17 protein-coding genes are annotated in these 17,660 nt (G+C 59.9%); 8 read left to right on the top strand and 9 right to left on the bottom strand.

The window, feature by feature from the left end:
• Positions 1-2,018, bottom strand: a 2,018-nt coding sequence (locus PSV43_RS05910) for a PAS domain-containing protein (RefSeq protein WP_300194614.1), incomplete at its 3' end; no start/stop codon positions are given.
• 334 nt (positions 2,019-2,352) lie between these two features.
• Here PSV43_RS05910 and PSV43_RS05905 point away from each other — a divergent pair.
• Complete coding sequence (locus tag PSV43_RS05905; RefSeq protein WP_300194613.1) at positions 2,353-2,925, top strand: hypothetical protein; 573 nt, start codon at positions 2,353-2,355, stop codon at positions 2,923-2,925.
• 4 nt (positions 2,926-2,929) lie between these two features.
• Here PSV43_RS05905 and PSV43_RS05900 read toward each other — a convergent pair whose 3' ends face one another.
• Both PSV43_RS05900 and PSV43_RS05895 read right to left on the bottom strand, forming a co-directional pair.
• Positions 2,930-3,955, bottom strand: a complete 1,026-nt coding sequence (locus PSV43_RS05900; protein WP_300194612.1) for an alpha/beta hydrolase — start codon at positions 3,953-3,955, stop codon at positions 2,930-2,932.
• Positions 3,956-4,016: 61 nt separating this feature from the next.
• Complete coding sequence (locus PSV43_RS05895; RefSeq protein WP_300194611.1) at positions 4,017-4,340, bottom strand: hypothetical protein; 324 nt, start codon at positions 4,338-4,340, stop codon at positions 4,017-4,019.
• Positions 4,341-4,436: 96 nt separating this feature from the next.
• On the opposite strand from PSV43_RS05895, the gene PSV43_RS05890 reads away from it, so the two are divergent.
• Genes PSV43_RS05890 through PSV43_RS05875 form a run of 4 tightly spaced genes read left to right on the top strand, consistent with a single transcriptional unit; the run spans position 4,437 to position 8,483 of the window.
• Entirely contained in the window at positions 4,437-5,519 is a 1,083-nt protein-coding gene (locus PSV43_RS05890) for a sugar phosphate nucleotidyltransferase (RefSeq protein ID WP_300194610.1), read from the top strand.
• A gap of 11 nt (positions 5,520-5,530) precedes the next feature.
• The gene (gene ruvX, locus PSV43_RS05885; RefSeq protein WP_300194609.1) at positions 5,531-6,022 is read left to right on the top strand and encodes a Holliday junction resolvase RuvX; all 492 of its coding nucleotides are present in this window, start codon (positions 5,531-5,533) and stop codon (positions 6,020-6,022) included.
• A complete protein-coding gene (gene truA, locus PSV43_RS05880; RefSeq protein WP_300194608.1) occupies positions 5,997-6,830 on the top strand; it encodes a tRNA pseudouridine(38-40) synthase TruA in 834 nt (277 codons plus the stop codon). The genes ruvX and truA overlap by 26 nt, the downstream gene beginning before the upstream one ends.
• A 48-nt stretch (positions 6,831-6,878) precedes the next feature.
• On the top strand, positions 6,879-8,483 hold the full coding sequence (locus PSV43_RS05875) for a peptide chain release factor 3 (RefSeq protein WP_300194607.1): 1,605 nt from the start codon (positions 6,879-6,881) through the stop codon (positions 8,481-8,483).
• 228 nt (positions 8,484-8,711) lie between these two features.
• Here PSV43_RS05875 and hisF read toward each other — a convergent pair whose 3' ends face one another.
• The 3 genes from hisF to PSV43_RS05860 form a co-directional block, all read right to left on the bottom strand.
• Positions 8,712-9,470 (bottom strand): imidazole glycerol phosphate synthase subunit HisF, encoded by a 759-nt coding sequence (gene hisF / locus PSV43_RS05870; RefSeq protein WP_300194606.1) that lies wholly within the window; start codon positions 9,468-9,470, stop codon positions 8,712-8,714.
• A gap of 109 nt (positions 9,471-9,579) precedes the next feature.
• Positions 9,580-10,518, bottom strand: a complete 939-nt coding sequence (gene tal / locus PSV43_RS05865; protein ID WP_300194605.1) for a transaldolase — start codon at positions 10,516-10,518, stop codon at positions 9,580-9,582.
• Positions 10,519-10,564: 46 nt separating this feature from the next.
• Positions 10,565-11,773: a lactonase family protein gene (locus tag PSV43_RS05860; RefSeq protein WP_300194604.1), complete on the bottom strand. Its 1,209-nt coding sequence runs from the start codon at positions 11,771-11,773 to the stop codon at positions 10,565-10,567.
• Between the two features lie 65 nt (positions 11,774-11,838).
• Here PSV43_RS05860 and PSV43_RS05855 point away from each other — a divergent pair, with 65 nt between their 5' ends.
• The 3 genes from PSV43_RS05855 to PSV43_RS05845 all read left to right on the top strand — a co-directional run bounded on the left by PSV43_RS05855 (position 11,839) and on the right by PSV43_RS05845 (position 13,793).
• Positions 11,839-11,985: a hypothetical protein gene (locus tag PSV43_RS05855; protein WP_300194603.1), complete on the top strand. Its 147-nt coding sequence runs from the start codon at positions 11,839-11,841 to the stop codon at positions 11,983-11,985.
• 180 nt (positions 11,986-12,165) lie between these two features.
• Positions 12,166-13,281 (top strand): D-TA family PLP-dependent enzyme, encoded by a 1,116-nt coding sequence (locus tag PSV43_RS05850; protein ID WP_300194602.1) that lies wholly within the window; start codon positions 12,166-12,168, stop codon positions 13,279-13,281.
• Between the two features lie 47 nt (positions 13,282-13,328).
• Entirely contained in the window at positions 13,329-13,793 is a 465-nt protein-coding gene (locus tag PSV43_RS05845) for an EVE domain-containing protein (protein WP_300194601.1), read from the top strand.
• A 15-nt stretch (positions 13,794-13,808) separates the two neighbouring features.
• On the opposite strand, the gene PSV43_RS05840 is transcribed toward PSV43_RS05845, so the two are convergent.
• The 3 genes from PSV43_RS05840 to PSV43_RS05830 all read right to left on the bottom strand — a co-directional run bounded on the left by PSV43_RS05840 (position 13,809) and on the right by PSV43_RS05830 (position 17,480).
• Positions 13,809-14,393 (bottom strand): hypothetical protein, encoded by a 585-nt coding sequence (locus PSV43_RS05840; RefSeq protein WP_300194600.1) that lies wholly within the window; start codon positions 14,391-14,393, stop codon positions 13,809-13,811.
• Positions 14,390-15,862, bottom strand: coding sequence for a sulfatase (locus PSV43_RS05835; protein ID WP_300194599.1), 1,473 nt, complete (start codon positions 15,860-15,862; stop codon positions 14,390-14,392). Before PSV43_RS05835 ends, PSV43_RS05840 begins: the two co-directional genes overlap by 4 nt.
• Before the next feature lie 100 nt (positions 15,863-15,962).
• Positions 15,963-17,480: a sulfatase gene (locus PSV43_RS05830; RefSeq protein WP_300194598.1), complete on the bottom strand. Its 1,518-nt coding sequence runs from the start codon at positions 17,478-17,480 to the stop codon at positions 15,963-15,965.
• Positions 17,481-17,660 lie beyond the last annotated feature (180 nt).

Raw genomic sequence — 17,660 nt, 5'->3', positions numbered from 1 at the left:
CCGCGCTGTCTGCACTCCGCCTGCGCCAGGTTCACCGCCGACTTCAGGATTTCGTCCAGCGCCACCGGCTTCCTACTCAGCTCGATCTTCCCTTGGGTGATGCGCGCCGCATCCAAGAGGTCATCGGTCATGCGGCTCATGTTTTCGATCTGCCGCGTCAGAATGGCCAGCGAATGCCAGCGCTCTTCCTCAGTGAGTGTGGCCGACTTCAACAATTCCGTCATGTTGCGCATCGGTGCCAGAGGGTTGCGCAGCTCATGCGCCAGCATGGCCAGAAATTCATCCTTCCGCCGGCCGGCCTCGGTGAGCTCCGCCGCGTTCGCGATCAGTGCGGTCTCCAGCTTGCGCCGTTCGGTGATGTCCGTATGCGCGACGATCGCACCGCCCACCTCAGGCGGGGCATGGATCACATGCATGACAAACCAGCGTTCTTTATCGGGGGCATGGCAGGGATACTCCAGCTTAAACTCCGTGGCTTTGCCACTCAAGACGCTCTGAAGTCCTTCCAGCGTCTGAGCTGCCTCGGAATCTCCCTCGGCTACTGCCTTTTGGCATACAGCCAGGTAATCCATCCCGACACCTACACGATCCATCGGGATTTCCGCATCCCCTTGGGAAAATTTCAGCCAAGGCTTGTTGATCGCGATGATCCGGCCTGCGCAGTCCAGGACGGCGATCTCCGCAGGCAGCGCGTCCAAGACGGCAGTGTTAAAGCGCTCGCTCCTGGCAAGCGCCTCCTCAGCAATTTTCCGCTCCGTGACATCCAAGTTGGTGCCCACGACCCACTCTGTCTGCCCCAAAGCGTTCACTCGTGCCGTTTCCACACATTCCAGGTGTCGTAGCGCTCCATCACTCCGACGTCGAATGCGGAAGGAGCGCGCGCTGCTCCCCCCCTTGAGCACCATGTCTTGCAGGATTTTTTCATTCTCCGCCAAGTCGTCCGGCAGCACAGCTCCGCGCCAGTCCTGATAATCGACCATGCCGTCAGGAGTCGGGGGAATGCCGTAAATATCGAATATGGACGCATCCCACCAGATCGTATTCGCAATCACATTCCACTCCCAGATACCCACACCCGTGGCAGCCGTAGCCATACGCACGCGCTCCTCACTCTCCACCAACGCTCTTTCTGCACGGTACCGCGGGGTGATGTCGCTGAAGTAACAGACCACGCCATAGCCCCCCTCGGGCAGCAGCACCCGTTGTGTTTCCCACTCATAGGCTTCCTCGTTCCCGCGATCATGCCGCATTTGCGCAAAGCGTGGCGAGATGTGCCGCTCACCCGTCTCCAGAGTGTGCCGAAAATGGGCCAGAAGGACAGCTCCCAGCTCCGGTCCCCACTGGAGCGCGAGCACTTCTGCCAATTTGCGGCCGATCAGCGGCTCAATGCCGCAAAATGCTGGCATCGCCACCGGATTGATCTGACGCATGCAGAGGTCACCGTCCAGAACGTAGGTGCCGATGGGAGCCTGCTCGATCAACGAGGAAAAAAGTTCCGCATTTTGCAGGCTGTGCAGTTCGGCCCTTTTTCTGTCATTGATATCCATGGCCACCCCAAAGTGCCGCACTGCCATACCGGCATCATCATACTCCGTCTCCGCCCGGTTGCTGATCCACCGCTCCTGCCCGTCTGGCCGCCGGATACGGAACTCATGCATAAAATACAACCGCTGCTCAATGCATTCTTCCAGATGCTGCCAAAACCTTTCCCGGTCATCCGGATGCACCAGTTCCGTGAAGGAGTCACGCGTGGGCGTGAAAGTCTTCGGACATACCCCGAAGACCGTGTAGATCTCTGGCGACCACCATAAAACATGGGTCTTTAGGGTCAACTCATAGACTCCCATCTGCCCTGCTGACAGCGCCAGCGCCAAGCGCTCTCGTTCAATGCGCAGGAACTTCTCAGCTTCGGTCTCCTGCCATCTCGGCTCCGGCCGAGGCAGAGTCCCACCTCCCAGCGTGGTTAATGCCTCTTCCTGTTGGATAAGCGACTCGTCCAGACGACCCACGTCATTCATAGAAATCGTTTGCTGAAAAAGGCATAGGCATCTGGCTTTTATTAGCTGATTTTCAATATAGTTTAGTGCATTTTTTTTGTAATCCTAGGGCCGTAATCAGTAAGCCCATATCGTTTCCAAACCCGTTTTAGCTGTATCGATCACAGTAAACGACGCGAAACACTCAGCGGATGTCCAGATCTGCGTGCTTTCGAAGCGCAGGGTGATCACCTCTCAAGGCAGGATGTATTTTCAGGCGCGACTTCCAGAAGAGCAATAATAATCATACCACCTTCTGCCGTTTCTGCACAAATCACTACGGCCAAGCAGCCGACATGATGCGAAAAAGTCGGTGATGAACTTCATGGCCACGCTTCTAAACGAACAGCTTAAACAGCAGCAGGAGGGCATTGCCGAAGCTATCACCCAGCCGCTGTGGCAAAAGGCCGCGTCTTTTGCGGCCCATGTCCATGCTGCAGAAGTTCGCGACGGAGAGATCTCCCCTTCCCTGGCGCAAGCAACTCGCGTGGCGCTTACGGTCGCCTCTCTCTATCACTGCCCAGAGCCCCCCGTGCTGGCGGCAGCCCTCCTGCATAACGTGCTGGAAAAGTCCGATGTCTCCTTTGATGAGCTGTGCCGCCAATTCGGACGCCAGATCGCCATGCGGGTCCAGCGTCTCAGCCGCGAACCGGAACAGGACACCGTGCTGCATCTGAAGCGCCTCCATTCGTGCGACTGGCAGACACGCCTTATCAAACTCGCCGATGCCGCCGACACGTTGGATCATGATGATGAGGAACTGGAGAGCCGCATCATGCGGACCACCCAGGTGATGGAGCTAGCGTTTAGCGCGGAAGAACCCGTCCAGCGGGCGCAGCGTCACCTCACCGAACTGCTGCAAAATGTGCGACTGAACTTCGCTGGTTGATCATTCACCTGGACGCTCCCCCCGCCAGTCGCTTATCCAGCCATGCACTGGTCTTGGCCAGCATTTCCTTTCTGACCAGGCGGTCGTTCAGCATGTCGTGGTTCGCCTTGGGATTGGGATGCCACCACAATTCCTTGTCCTGCGACTTAAACATGCCCAGGATGCGCTCTGGACTGCGTTGGGACATTGGAATGGTTTTGTCGCTTTGGCCATACTCAAGCAGCACGGGTGAGGTCCACCGGCCGGGCAGTTCCCTCACGTGCTGGCCCACGCCCAAACACGCCGAGACATAGCGGAAAGACATGCCGCCGCTGAGCCGGTCACTGGACCGTTCCCAGGCAGCTTCGTCCACCTCGTTGGACACTAGATTCCGGTTCATCAACTTGAACACAGCAGGCCCGGTCACCCGCGCCAAATTCAAACTTAAAAGCTGCGCGGACCTCGCCGCCGGACGCGCAAACCACGGAGGAAACGCGAGCACGAATGCCGGCGCATAAAGTACCAAGGCATCAGGAGCAGCCGCGCCCTTCGCCTGAGATGCAGCCGCAAGCGCGACCATCCCTCCCAGACTGTGCCCCATATAAGCAACGGGCAGCCTTCTACCGCCACGAGCCTGTGCCGCAAACTCGTTTACATCCTCCACCCAGCGCGTCCATCGGTGGTAGTTGCCACGTTCGGGGGAGTCAAAATCCTTGCCTTGGCCACGCAGATCCGAGGAATACACCTCATAGCCCCTGGCCGACAAATGTCTGCCCAGCTGGGCCCAGTCCACCGAAGGCTCATCCATGCCCGGCACGGCGATCAGAAGGCCCTTCTGCGACACTCCCTTTGGCGGCAGCCAGCGGCAGTACGGCACGACCGCCTTGTCTGAGGCCTGCCATTTCAAAACCGGCTCATCGTACAGAGGCGGGCCCTCGCCCATCCGCTTCTGAAAGCGCCCGCCACCCGTCAGGCAGGAAGCCAGGATCACGGGCAGCAGCAGCCCTAAAGACCCTCTGCCCAGCATCTTCCTCTTCGATGTGAGTGGCATGCTGGTCTATGGGGAGCGTTTCACCAAGACACAGGGCGGCGCATGCCCTGCGAGGCGCAGCTCAGCGGCCTGTCACAAAAGACTCGGGCGTGTCGGCAAAAAATTCGTCCACATCCCCGTCCGGCATGCCGTGATTGCGGATGCCTTCCAGCCTGCGGCGGCTGCCACGTTCACTGCCGGGACGATTGGCGGTGCGCTGCACCAGTCCGGTGATGACGGGGGCGGCAATGGCAGCACTGGCGGCCAGCAGAGTCAGGGCGATCACGTTAGAAGTTCCACGCCGCATTCCACGACCAAACAGGATACCCAGCGCGCAGCCTGCAGCGGCAGGGGCGATCAGTGAAGCATAGGTTTCGTAACTGCGAGCGGAGGTGTTCTCTTGCATGGTACATCATAACCTCTCTGCGAGAATCACCAAAGTGGAATTTGCCCGCATCCGGCTTTCCGGCTAAGAGAGCAGCTGTCCCAAACACCACTGCCCATGTCCCAAGCTGCATCCAAAAAACGTTATGCCCTCATCCTCGCTGGCGGCAGCGGCCAACGCTTTTGGCCCATCAGCCGCGACGCCCAGCCCAAGCAGTTGCTGAAGCTCTTCGGTGAAAAAACACTGCTCGAACTCACCATCGAGCGTCTTGACGGCTTCGTGCCCAAGGAAAACATCCTGATCCTGACCAACAAGCAGCAGGAAGCTTCCGTCCGTGCACTGATCAAAGATCTGCCGGCAGAAAACATCGTTGCCGAACCCGAGAAGCGCGACACCGCTCCCGCCATCGCCCTCGCCGTCGGCTGGGTGGTTTCCCGTGAACCTACCGCCACCATGATCGTGCTGCCTGCCGATCACTTGATCAAAAACCACGCCGAGTTTCAGCGGGTGCTTTCCAATGCCGCGCTGGCTGCCGAAAACAGCGGCAGCCTCGTCACCGTGGGCATCACCCCCACCTGGCCGTGCCCCAGCTATGGTTATGTCGAGCGCGGCCGCCGCGCCAGCATCGGCGGTCTTGATGACCTCCCCGTCTGGGAGGTCGCCCGTTTCCGTGAGAAGCCCAATCCCGACCTCGCCGAGCACTTCATCAGCCAGGGCAATTTCCTCTGGAACGCCGGCATGTTCATCTGGACCATCCCCGCCATTTTCAGCGAACTCAGCCGCCACTGCCCTGTGCTGGCCGATTTCATCTCTGAACTGCGCGGCTCGAAGGACTTCAGCGCCACCGTTGATAAACAGTTCGGCAAGCTGCCCAAGCTCTCCATCGACTACGCCCTCATGGAGCGCGCCTCCCGCGTGCTCAACATTGAGTCCACTTTTGACTGGGATGACGTCGGCAACTGGACCAGCGTCGGCCGCTACCTCACCTCCGATAACAGCGGCAATCAGCACAACTGCGCCCTCTCCCAGCAGGAGGCCACCAACAACATCGTCTTCACCCAGACCGGTCAGCATGTGGCCCTCATCGGTGTGCAGGATCTCATCGTCGTTGCTTCCAAAGACGGGCTCCTCGTCGCCAGCCGCAGCAAGGCCGAGAGCATCAAAAAGATCGTGGATGGTCTGCCTGTGGAACTGCGCTGAGGGACTTTTTTATGCCGCGCATTCTCGCCATTGATCACGGCACCGTGCGTATCGGTCTCGCCCTCAGTGACGAGACCGAGATCGTCGCCAGCCCCTTCAAAACGATCGATGCCACGCAGGAGCCCGAGCGCGCCCTCGCCCGCATCGTGCAGGAAAAGCGCATCGCCAAAATCGTCATCGGCATGCCTTACCGCATGAGCGGGGAGAAAGGCAGCGCCGCCGAGCGTGTCGAAAAATTTGCCCTCAGCCTCGGCAAGGAACTGCAGCACTCGGTTCCCATCGAGTTCGTCGATGAACGCCTCTCCTCCGTCGAAGCCGAAGCCTCCATGTCACGCGCTGGCATCACCGGCAAAAAGGAGCGCAACGAGATCGTCGATCAGCTCGCCGCCGTCGTCATCCTCCAGGAGTATTTGAACCAGCAGCGCGGCCCCGAGGGCTTCCTCCTGCCCGACGCCTCCTACGAACTTCAATGGACCGATGAGCCGAAGCGACGTCGAAAGTAAGGCCGGCAAGAATAACGGCCCCGAGCCGGGATTCAAACGCCTGCGCCTCACCATCGCCTACTGCGGCACCCCATGGCGCGGCTGGCAGAGCCTCGAAGGCGGCCGCACCGTCACCGACGAACTCCACGCTGCCTTCCGCAGAGCTACTCGCATCGACGTCCGCGTGCATGGCAGCGGCCGCACCGACGCGGGAGTGCACGCCCTAGCACAAACCGCCCACTGCGATGTGCCAGAAACCCTGCGCATGAGCTGCGAATCCTGGGCCCATGCCCTCAACGCCTGCCTCCCCCTCACCATCCGCATTTTGCAGGTCGAGGAGTGCTCCCCAAACTTCCACGCACGCTTTGACGCCCTCGGCAAAACCTACCGCTACCGCATCTGGTGCCCGCGCATGCTCTCCCCCTTTGAAGCCGACCGCGCCTGGCACATCTATGGCCCTCTCGATCTCGATGCCGTGCGCTGGTGCTGCGAACAACTCGTCGGCACCCACAACTTCGTCCGCCTCTCAGCCAATCGCGGCGACATGCCCGAAACCGAGCGCCGTCTCCGCATTGATAAAACCACCCGCAGCATCCATCGCGCCGAACTGCGCGAAGTGGGCGATGTGATCGAACTCGAATTCTCCGGCGACGGCTTCCTCTACAAAATGGTCCGCCTCATCGTCGGCAGCCTCATGCACGTCGCCCGGGGCCGCGAACCCAAGGAATGGTTCGCCCGCCTCCTCACCGATCCCACCGGCCCGCAAAGCAACCAAACCGCCCCGGCGTGTGGGTTGTATCTTGTCAGCGTTGACTACCCGGTCGCGTGACCGCCGCTTGCGTACCACCGACCCTTGGGGCATGAAGACCGCCCCTCCATGCCCTACGAAGCCCAAATCGCCCGCCGTCGTTCCTTCGCGATCATTTCGCACCCCGACGCCGGTAAAACGACGCTCACCGAAAAGCTCCTGCTCTACGGCGGTGCCGTCGCGCTCGCAGGCTCCGTCACCGCGCGCAAGAACCAGCGCGCCACCACCTCTGACTGGATGGAGCTGGAAAAACAGCGCGGCATTTCCGTCAGCTCCACCGTCCTGCAGTTCGACTACAAAGGCAGCGTCATAAATCTCCTCGACACCCCCGGGCACAAAGACTTCTCCGAAGACACCTACCGCGTCCTCACCGCCGTCGATGCCGCCATCATGGTCGTCGATGCCGGTAAAGGTATCGAGGCCCAGACCCGCAAGCTCTTTGAAGTCTGCCGCCGCCGTGGCGTGCCCATCTTCACCTTCATGAACAAGCTCGACCGCCCCGCGCGCGAGCCCCTCACCCTTCTCGACGAACTCGAAACCGTCCTCGGCATCGGTGCCTGCGCCATCAACTGGCCCCTCGGTCTCGGCCAGCAGTTTCGTGGCGTCTATGACCGCCGCAAAAACGACGTTCATCTCTTTGAGCGCACCGTCCACGGCGCGTACCGTGCCCCCGAAAAAGTCGGCGGCCTCGATGACGAATTCGTCGCCAAGCACACCGTCCCCGAAGCTCTCGAACAGGCCAAGATGGAGCTCGAAATGCTCGACGGCGCAGGCCACGCCTACGACCGCACCAAGATCGACCGTGGCGAGCTCACCCCCGTCTTCTTCGGCAGCGCCAGCAACAACTTCGGCGTGCAGATGCTCCTCGACGGCTTCCTCGAACTCGCCCCGCCGCCCGAAGCACGCATGGCCGCCGATGGTCGCGTCATCGAGCCCACCGACGAAGGCTTCTCCGGCTTCGTTTTCAAGATCCAGGCCAACATGGATCCCCGCCACCGCGACCGCATGAGCTTCGTCCGCATCGTCAGCGGCAAGTTCGAGCGCGACATGCAGGTCACCCACACCCGCACCGGCAAAATCGTTCGGCTCGCCAACTCCCAAAAACTCTTCGCCCAGGATCGCGAAACCGTGAATGAAGCCTACGCGGGCGATGTCGTCGGCATCGTCGGCAATCACGGCTTCGGCATTGGCGACACCCTCGCCATCGATCCCAAGCTCAAGTTTGACGAAATCCCCCGCTTCGCCCCCGAAGTCTTCGCCTACATCCACAACCCCAGCACCGCGCACTACAAGCGCTTCCGCGACGGCCTGGAGCAGCTCCTCAGCGAAGGCGTCGTGCAGCAGTTCACCCAGCCCCACGCCGGCCAACGCGTCCCCCTTCTCGGTGCCGTCGGCCCCCTGCAGTTCGAAGTCGTGCAGTTCCGTCTGGAGAGCGAATACAACGCCCAGAGCCGCATCGAAAACGCCCCCTACACCGTCCTGCGCTGGGTGCGCACCAAAGACGGCGGCGCCATCGAAGACTTCGACATCCCCAGCGGCGTCACCACCGCCCAGGACAGCGACGACCGCTGGGTCGTCTTCTTCAGCGACCAATGGGCCATCAACTACTTCGAGCGCCGCAACCCCAACGCCGAACTCTCCGAGATCCCATGGGATGAGGTGGAGAAGGCGTGAGAGGTGACACCTGACTATTTGTCCGTCAGAATGTCATTTTCAAAAACGCTGTCGAGGTTGGTGTCCACTTTCATGAGAACCTTGCTGCCGTTGTTATAGCGGTTCGCAAAACTCATTTCCGTTTAGCGGGCTGTTTCTTGCTCGAAGATCCTGGGCTTCGACGGCGGCTGGCTGAGGACAGCCAGCCCTACCAGCGCTGGGCATCCAAGCAGGGAAGCCCTGGCCTTCCTACAGTCTTACCGGCAGGCCATGTGCCCCCAGGTACTTTTTCACGTCTCCCACGGTGTACTCACCAAAATGAAAAATGCTTGCCGCGAGGACGGCGTCAGCCTTCCCATCGCGCAGCACATCCACCATGTGGTCGATATTGCCGGCACCGCCGCTGGCGATGACGGGAATGGACACCGCCTCACTCACGGCGCGGGTTAGAGCGATATCATAACCTGCCTTGGTCCCATCGGAGTCCATGCTCGTCAGCAAAATTTCACCCGCGCCGCGCCTGCACACCTCGGCGGCCCATTCCACCGCATCCAGTTCGGTCGCATTTCGGCCCCCATGCGTATAAACCGTCCACGATCCGCGCTCGTTGCGCTTCGCATCGATCGCCACCACCAAGCACTGGCAGCCAAAAGCATTGGCGGCCTCGTCAATGACATGCGGCGTCTTCACTGCGGCTGTGTTGATGCCCACCTTGTCGGCACCGGCCAGCAGCATCTCACGCATGTCGGCCACGGTCCGAATGCCACCTCCCACGGTCAGGGGCATGAAGCAGCTTGCGGCCGTGCGTGCGACCACATCGACCATCGTTTTGCGCTCCTCATGGCTCGCCGTGATGTCGAGGAAAACTAGTTCATCCGCCCCCTGCGCGTTATAAACCTGGGCACATTCCACCGGATCGCCGGCGTCACGCAGTTGCAGGAATTTCGTGCCTTTGACGACACGACCTTCCTTTACGTCGAGACAGGGGATGATGCGTTTGGTCAGCATGGGAACAGTCAAGTAATGGTCAAGAGGTCAAGGATTGGTCAAGGTGGTCAAGACGCGAACGCCTTGACCTCTTTGACTGTGCCTTGACCGTTTCTTGACGCTTGTGGGCTCAGCCCAAAGCCGCCGCCACCATCATTTCCAACTTCACGATGTCCTTCGCGAAGTTACGAATGCCTTCGGCGGTTTTCTCAGTCGCCATCGCGTCTTCGTTGAACAACCAGCGGAAAGCTTTTTCATCGCTGCCAATCTTTTCGATCTGGAGGGACTTCGCGTTGGCGGCATTGAGCTTCGGTGCGAGAGCTTCTTCACTCGAAGCCAGTTCACCCAGGAGGCCGGGGCTGATGGTCAGCAGGTCGCAGCCGGCGAGTTCAGTGATCTCGCCCTTGTTGCGGAAGCTGGCGCCCATGATCTCGGTCGAGTAGCCGAAGTGTTTGTAGTAGTTGTAGATCTGCGTGACGGACTGTACGCCTGGATCTTCCGTCGGCGCGAAATCCGTGCCCGTGCTCTTCTTGTGCCAGTCGAGGATGCGGCCCACGAAGGGAGAGATCAGCTTGATGCCCCCTTCGGCGCAAACCGCGGCCTGAGCCAGGCTGAAAAGCAGCGTCAGATTGCAGTTGATGCCTTCCTTTTGCAGCACTTCAGCGGCTTTGATGCCTTCCCAAGTGGAGGCGATTTTGATCAGAATGCGCTCGCGACCAATACCGGCGTTTTCATACATGCCGATCAACTGGCGAGCCTTGTCGATGTTGGCCTGAGTGTCGAAGGACAGGCGGGCATCCACTTCTGTCGAAACACGACCGGGGACGATTTTCAGAATTTCCAGGCCAAAGGCGACCACGAGGTTGTCCATCACAGCGCTCACGCCGCCGGATTTGCCATCAGCCACAGCTTTGTCGAACAACGTCTTGTACTCAGCCTTCTGCGAAGCCTGGAGGATGAGAGAGGGGTTGGTCGTGGCGTCCTGAGGCTTGTAGGCCTTCATGGCTTCGAAGTCGCCGGTGTCGGCGACCACCACGGTGTACTGCTTGAGCTGATCGAGCTGGGTCATAGTCTGGGGGATTTGAGGGGGAGAGAAGAGTAAAGGCGGTGGCGGGTTAATCAAGCGCGAGGAACCGGACGCAGATGCTGCCCGGGACGTTTACTTTGCTGCCGGTGAAGGTGAGCTTGCCGCTGTCCTGATCCACCTTGAACAGCGCTGCAGTGCCACTGTTCTGATGCGCGGCGATGAGCCACTTGCCCGTGGGATCGAGGCAGATGTTGCGCGGCACCTCGCCTTCAGCCGACACATGCTGGAGTGGCGTGAGCTTTCCGGTGGCAGGGTCACAGGCAAAGACGGCGATGGTGTCATGCGTGCGGTTGGAAACATAGACCACACGCCCGTTCGGATGCACCACCGTTTCAGCCGTGCTGAAGCCCTTCTTGCCACGGTCCGCTTCCGGCAACGTGGAGACGGTTTCGATCTCTGTGAGCGCGCCTTTTTCCGCATCGTAGGCAAAGACGGTCTCGGACATGCCCATCTCGTTGTTCACAAACACAAACTTGCCGCTGGGATGAAACGCGAGGTGGCGCGGGCCGCCGCCGGGGGGTGTTTTGGCAAAGGGCGGATCATTCGGCGTCAGCCTGCCGGTGGCGGGGTCGGTCTTGTAGATGAGCACCTTGTCCAGACCCAGGTCACAGGCGAAGGCAAAGCGATTGTCCGGGCTGAAGTTCACCGAATGCGCGTGCGGTCCTGCCTGACGTTTCGGGTCAGCGCCTGAGCCCTCATGCTGGAAAAAACTCACTTCGGGAGAGACCGAGCCGTCCTCCTTGATCGCAAAAGAACCGATGCTGCCGCCGCCGTAATTCGCGATCGTCGCCAGCTTGCCCGTCTTGTCCACACTGACATGGCATGGCCCCGCGCCCGCTGTGGCAGCCTGATTGATCAGCGCCAGCTTGCCGGTGGCTTTGTCGATGCCAAACGCACTGATCCCCCCCGCCTTTTTGCCATCAGCGCTTGTGACATCCCCGCAGGCATACAGAAATTTCTTCGACGGATGGACCGCCAGGAATCCGGGGTTGCCGGCCTCAGCGGCGAGCTTGGGCTGAGTCAGTTCGCCGGAAGCGGAATTGAAGCGGGCTACGTAAACCCCCTTACTGCCATTCTTCGCATTTGTATTCGTACCGAAGTACACGAGGAAATTTTCCCCCGCGATGGCGGTGGTGGTGAGCGCGGCAAAAGCAAAGGCTAGGGAGGAGCGGATCATGGTGCCCGGATGCTGACGGCGTGTGGCGGCATGGTCAAGCACGCACTGCGGGGGCTGCATGAACGGATTTCATCCCTTTGATTTGTTAGCTTGCTCCTTGGAAAGGAAGGCGCATCTTCCGCTGCATGAAACCTTCCCTGTTTCTTCTTGCCGCCCTTCTGCTGATGCTGCCTGGCTGCAGCGGCTTCCAACCCGTGAAGCTGGAGCACGATACCGACAAAGAGAAACCTCTCGATTATCGCGAAGGCAACTGGATTCCGAAGAACACGTAGAGCAGCCGTTTTGTGCTGCGGGATGAGTTCAACGGAACTTCTCCTGCAAAGACTCCCAATGAACTCATGCGGCAGCGCTTGCGCGCGCCATGCGGTGCCGTGCGACCCCTGACGGAATTCTCAAAAATCTACTTCATGCGCGCATTTGACCGCGCCTGAGGTCCTCGCCACGGTGTGGCCATGCAACCCGCCTGGTTCCACGTCGAAAACGAAGCTGAAATCCCATCGCCCGCGCTCCTGTTTTACCGCAAGCGCATTGAGCATAATCTGGCACTCATGCTGGAGATTGCGGGTGGAGATCCCAAGCGCCTGCGCCCGCATGTGAAGACGCACAAGGCCGCCGAGGTCATCGCCATGCAGATTCGCCTCGGCATCACCCGGTTCAAGACCTCGACCATCGCCGAGTCCGAGATGTGCGCCGCCGTCGGAGCCACGGATGTCCTCCTCGCGATGCCTTGCGTTGGGATCAATGCGCATCGTCTGGCCGATCTGGCCGCGAAGTTCCCTGAAACGCAGTTCTCCAGCATCGTCGATGCCGAGGAGACCATTGCCTTCCTCGCCTCCGCCGCGCAGCAGCAAAATGTCACGCTCGGGGTTTATATTGAAATCGACTGCGGCATGGGCCGCACCGGCATTATGCCGGGAGATGAGGCGGCCATTCTCGCGCATGTCCTCAAAGACATGCCCCGTCTCCAGTTCCGCGGCATCCACGCCTATGACGGGCATATTCACGACGACAGCCTCGACGTCCGTCGCGAGCGCTGTGACGCCGCCTTCGCCCCCGTTCTTCAGTTCCGCTGCCGTCTGCAGGGCGAAGGGATCATCGTCAAAGAACTCGTCGCCGGCGGTTCCCCCACGTTCGGCATCCACGCGACCTATCCGGACCGCACTCTCAGCCCCGGCACCACCGTGCTGTGGGACTTCGGCTACGGCGACAAATACCCCACTGACCTGCCGTTCCAGCCCGCCGCCGTGCTGCTGGCCCGCGTCATCAGCAAGCCCGGAAAAAACCGCATCACCCTCGATCTCGGTCACAAATCCGTGGCACCCGAGAATCCGCATCCGCGCGTCCGCTTCGAAGAACTGCCTGATGCCGTCGTCGTGATGCAGAGCGAAGAGCACCTCGTCCTCGAAACAGAACGCGCTCACGAATTCACCATCGGCCAGGCTCTCCACGGCATCCCCCGTCACGTCTGCCCCACCGTCTCCATGCACGGCGAAGCCTACGTCATCGACGGCTTCAAAACCACCGAACGCTGGCCCATTACGGCGCGGAACCGGCTGATCACGGTGTGAGTCCGGCAGGTTAGATTTTCTTTCCGTGCATTGCGCAGGTCATCCTCATGAACCACTGGCTCCTCAAATCCGAACCCGACGTCTTCTCCTTCGACCACCTGAAGAAGCGCCCGAAGAAAACTGAGCCTTGGAACGGCGTCCGCAACTACCAGGTGCGCAACATGATGCGGGACCAGATGGCCGAGGGAGACCTCGGCTTCTTCTACCACTCCAGTTGCGACGTTCCCGGCATCGCTGGCGTGGTGAAGATCGTCAAAGAGGCCTACCCCGATCACACCCAGTTCGATCCCTCCTCCGAGTACTTCGACAAAGGCAGCAAACGCGAAGAGCCACGCTGGCTGATGGTCGATGTGAAATGGGAGGCCGACTTCAAGACCTTCGTGACCCTCGACATGCTGCGCGCCGATGCCAAGCTCGCCGACCTGACTACTCTGAAACGCGGCAACCGCCTCTCCATCACTCCGGTGGAAGAAAAGCACTGGGAGCGCATCTGCAAGCTGGGCGGCCTCTAACGCGCCAACGCAGGCCTACTTCTCCACTGCCAAGCCCTTCACGCTCACCGTGCCGAAACTGAATCCCACACTGAGATTGGACTTCGCGCGAGCAATGCTGGCATGCTCATAGCTCTGGGTGACAGCACCCACTTTGACCGTGGCCTTGGACCCGCGTAGTTCGACGCTGATGTGCGTCCACTCCCCGACCTTCAGCTTCGCCGCAGCTTCATGGCCCAGTGAGATCGACTTGTGGTCCTTCCCCTCCGGCGGAAAAGCGCGAACGCCCATGCCGGCCTGACTAAACACCAGACGGAACACATGGCCCTCAGCGCTGTTCGCAGTGAAGACAATCGCCTTGTTCGCAGCATCCGGTTTCACCGCAAAACGAATGGTCGCATCCGTGTAGGCGAGATCATAGAAGATGATGGGACCATGGTCCTTGTGCTTTTTGTACACCTCGTTGTCCTGCGTGCAGGTCGCGGCGTTGTCGGCAAATTTCCATTCACCCCGTGAGGCGCGGCGTGTGGCCAGCTTGGGTGCGGAAAAGTCGTCGTTCAGCAGGGGTGCCTCGGCAGCCAGTGCAGCAGCGGCGAGAAATAGAAGCAGAATAGATTTCATGGCAGTGTTTTGGCGATTTTGTTGAAGCCCTTTCGCACGGTGCCGTCAGCGCTAATCAGCGGCTGCGGATGCTCCACACGGCCTAGTTCACGCACACCGGGGGCGTCCTTGGTCTTGTCACCGAGATCCGCCTTCATCGTTTCCGCATGCTTCTGCAACTGCGACACGATGTCCGCATGATCTGCAGCGACGTTCCTGGCTTCGCCGATGTCATCATCAAGATTGTACAGCTCGTTTTTTCCAAGGTGCAGCTTCCACGCACCGCTGCGCACGGCCTGGAGATTGAATCCGGCATAGTAATGGAACACATCATGCCCGGCGGCGTCCTTCTGGCCGAGCAGCACAGGGGAGATGTCCTTGCCGTCGAGCTGCAGCTCGCCCACGCTTTTGCAGCGAGCCAAGGCGCCAAAGGTCGGCAGCCAGTCCATGTGCGCGGTGATCTCGTTGGTCTTCGAATCCGCAGCGATCTTCCCTGGCCACCACGCAATCGTGCAGACGCGGATGCCGCCTTCCAGCGTGCTGCCTTTGCTGCCGCGCAGCGGGCTGTTGTCCGCACCCTGATTAAGCGGACCGCCGTTGTCGCTGGTGAAGATGACGAGCGTGTTGGCGTCCAGTTTCAATTCCCGCAGCGTGTCGAGCACCTGGCCGACTGACCAATCGAGTTCCATGGCCCAGTCCTTCTGCAGACTGATGCCCGATTTGCCGGTGAAATCCTGGTGCGGGTAATGTGGGAAGTGAACCGCATTGTGAGCGAGATAGAGGAAGAAAGGCTGCTTCTGATTTTTGCGGATGTACTTCACCGCGCGTTCGGTGTAGCGGCGGGTGAAGGTGTGCTGCTGCGCGGCTTTGACGCGTTCCACGACGTTGTGGTTATCGACCAACGGCAGCGGCGGCTGTGCACCGCCTTTAACGCCAGTTTCGGGATCAGCCTCGGCCTTTCCCGCACCCGCCTTTCCTTTGGCGGGCCCCTTGCGCAGCGGTTGATCAGGATTGCTCTTGGAGCCTTCAGCCGCAGGCCCCATGTCGTTCGAGTACGGGATGCCGAAGTAGCTGTCAAACCCCTGGCTTGTGGGGAGAAACTCCGGCTGGTCTCCGAGATGCCATTTGCCAATGCAGGCGGTGGCATATCCTGCAGCCCTCAGCACTTCAGCCACCGTGATGGCGTTCGGGTTCAAACCCACCGCTGCCGCCGGAAAGAGCACATGGGGAACCGGCAGCACGCGTTTCGGATAGCAGCCAGTCATCATCGCCGCACGCGAAGGGGTGCAAACCGGTGCCGCATAATGGCTCATGAGCTTCATCCCCTCCTTCGCCATGCGCTCGATGTTCGGGGTGGAAATTTTAGCCCCGAAAGGGCCGATGTCGGCATAACCGAGATCATCAATGTTGATGAGGACGATGTTCGGCGTGGCCGCAAAGGACGAATGCCAAGCGATGAATGACGAAAGCAGAAGGAACAGCGGTTTCATGAGAGAGATTGAAGAGAAGATGGGGAGAGGCAGGTCAAGGAGAGGTCAAGGGGTGGCTGACCGTCTTGAGAATCTTTGACCCCTTGACGGTGCAGTTTTCTCAAGGGTCCACCAGTTGGGGGTTATACATGACACTCCCCTTTTGAATTTCAGGCGTCTTCCCATCTGGGGGAAACGTGGTTTTCACGGCGGCGTGGAGTTGCTCGGCGAGTCTTGCCTGCACTTCGGCCTGCGCGGGTTTGTCAGCCAGGTTGGTCAGCTCCTTGGGGTCGGTTTCGTGGTCGTAGAGTTCTTTGCCAGCCCTGCCCTCGTCCCACTCGGTGTAGCGATAGCGCTCGGTGCGGAAGGCATAGCCAAAGATCCGTTTGCCGTCATCGCCTCTGGCCGGGCTGGCTCCCATGCGCTTGAAGCCGCCGCCACGTACGACCTGGCTGAGCACCCAGCCGCGACCTTTGGCTTCGGGGTTTTTGAGCATGGGTACGAGGCTCTGGCCTTGGAGGTTTTCAGGTGCCTTGATGCCGCAAAGTTCGGTCAGCGTGGGGTAGAGGTCGATGAGTCCGACGGGCGTGTTGGCTACAACGCCCTGCTTCATGCCCGGCGCAGCGATCAGCAGCGGGACGCGGGCGCTTTCCTCAAAGAGGCTCTGTTTTTGCCACAGGCCATGCTCGCCCATGTGATAGCCATGGTCGCTGGTGAAGACCACGATGGTGTTTTCAGCCAGTCCGAGGCGGTCAAGCGCATCCAGCACCTTGCCGGCCTGCGCATCCATGAAACTGATGGCGGAGTAGTAGGCCTGCACAGTCTGACGGCGCAGGTCGTCGGTGAGTTTGTCCTGTTCCTTTTTATAGCTGCCGAGCGCCGGGGCTGGGAGGTCGACCTGATCTTCCTTAACTCCCTGCACCACAGGCATCTCTGACTCAGGGTAACCTTTGAACCATTTCGCCGGGGAGACATAGGGGGTGTGTGGGCGGAAGAAACCCAGGGCGAGGAAAAACGGACGGTCCTTGTCTTTCGCACAGCGTTCCAGGACCCACTCGGCATCCTTGGCCTGGAGGCCGTCGGTGTGTTTTTCGTCTGGCCTTGGCGAGGCGTACCAGCTCAACGTGCCGCCAAAGTTTCCGGGGATGAGGGAGAAGATAGCAGGGTGCTCCAGCAAGCGGTCGCAGCCGGCGGGGTTGAGTTCCAGTTCCCAGGAGGCGGGGTCATCGTGACCATTTGTGCCTATGCCGTTGGGCACTCCATAGTGATAAAGTTTTCCGATACGGGCCGCGAAGTAGCCATCCTGCCGGAATGCCTGGGGCAGGCTGACCGCGTTAGGGATCGTTTGGCGGAAAAGCTGGGCATTGCCAAGGATTCCGTTGGTGTTCGGATAAAGACCGGTGAGCATCGAGTTCCGGCTGGGACCGCAGAGCGGGTACTGGCAGTTAGCGTTCTGAAAGCGCATCCCACGGGCAGCCAGCTTGTCGAGATTCGGTGTTTTAACGAGCGGATGGCCATAGCAGCCGAGACTGTTGTTGAGATCGTCCGCCATCATGAACAGGACGTTCGGCCGCGGTGCGGCGTGCAGTTGAGAAAAGACAAGAAGTAGGGCGGTGGCGAGAAGGGCTGGAAGTCTCATGCGGCGGGGAAACGCCGGGAAAGAACACATCTTACCAAACACCACCCAAGATGGTCACAGACGTAGGCCAAATGGGTCCGCAGGATCTTATGCAGCTGATTTACTAAACGGCGTTTTCATTTTACCGGCAAAAGTAATAAATCTTTAGATTCTTACTCGGCTTTTGCTTGCCCTGATGTG

This window comes from Prosthecobacter sp. (assembly GCF_029946185.1).
GTDB lineage: Bacteria > Verrucomicrobiota > Verrucomicrobiia > Verrucomicrobiales > Verrucomicrobiaceae > Prosthecobacter.
The sequence above is the reverse complement of the archived record's forward strand: the minus strand, read 5'-3'. Positions and strand labels throughout refer to the sequence as shown.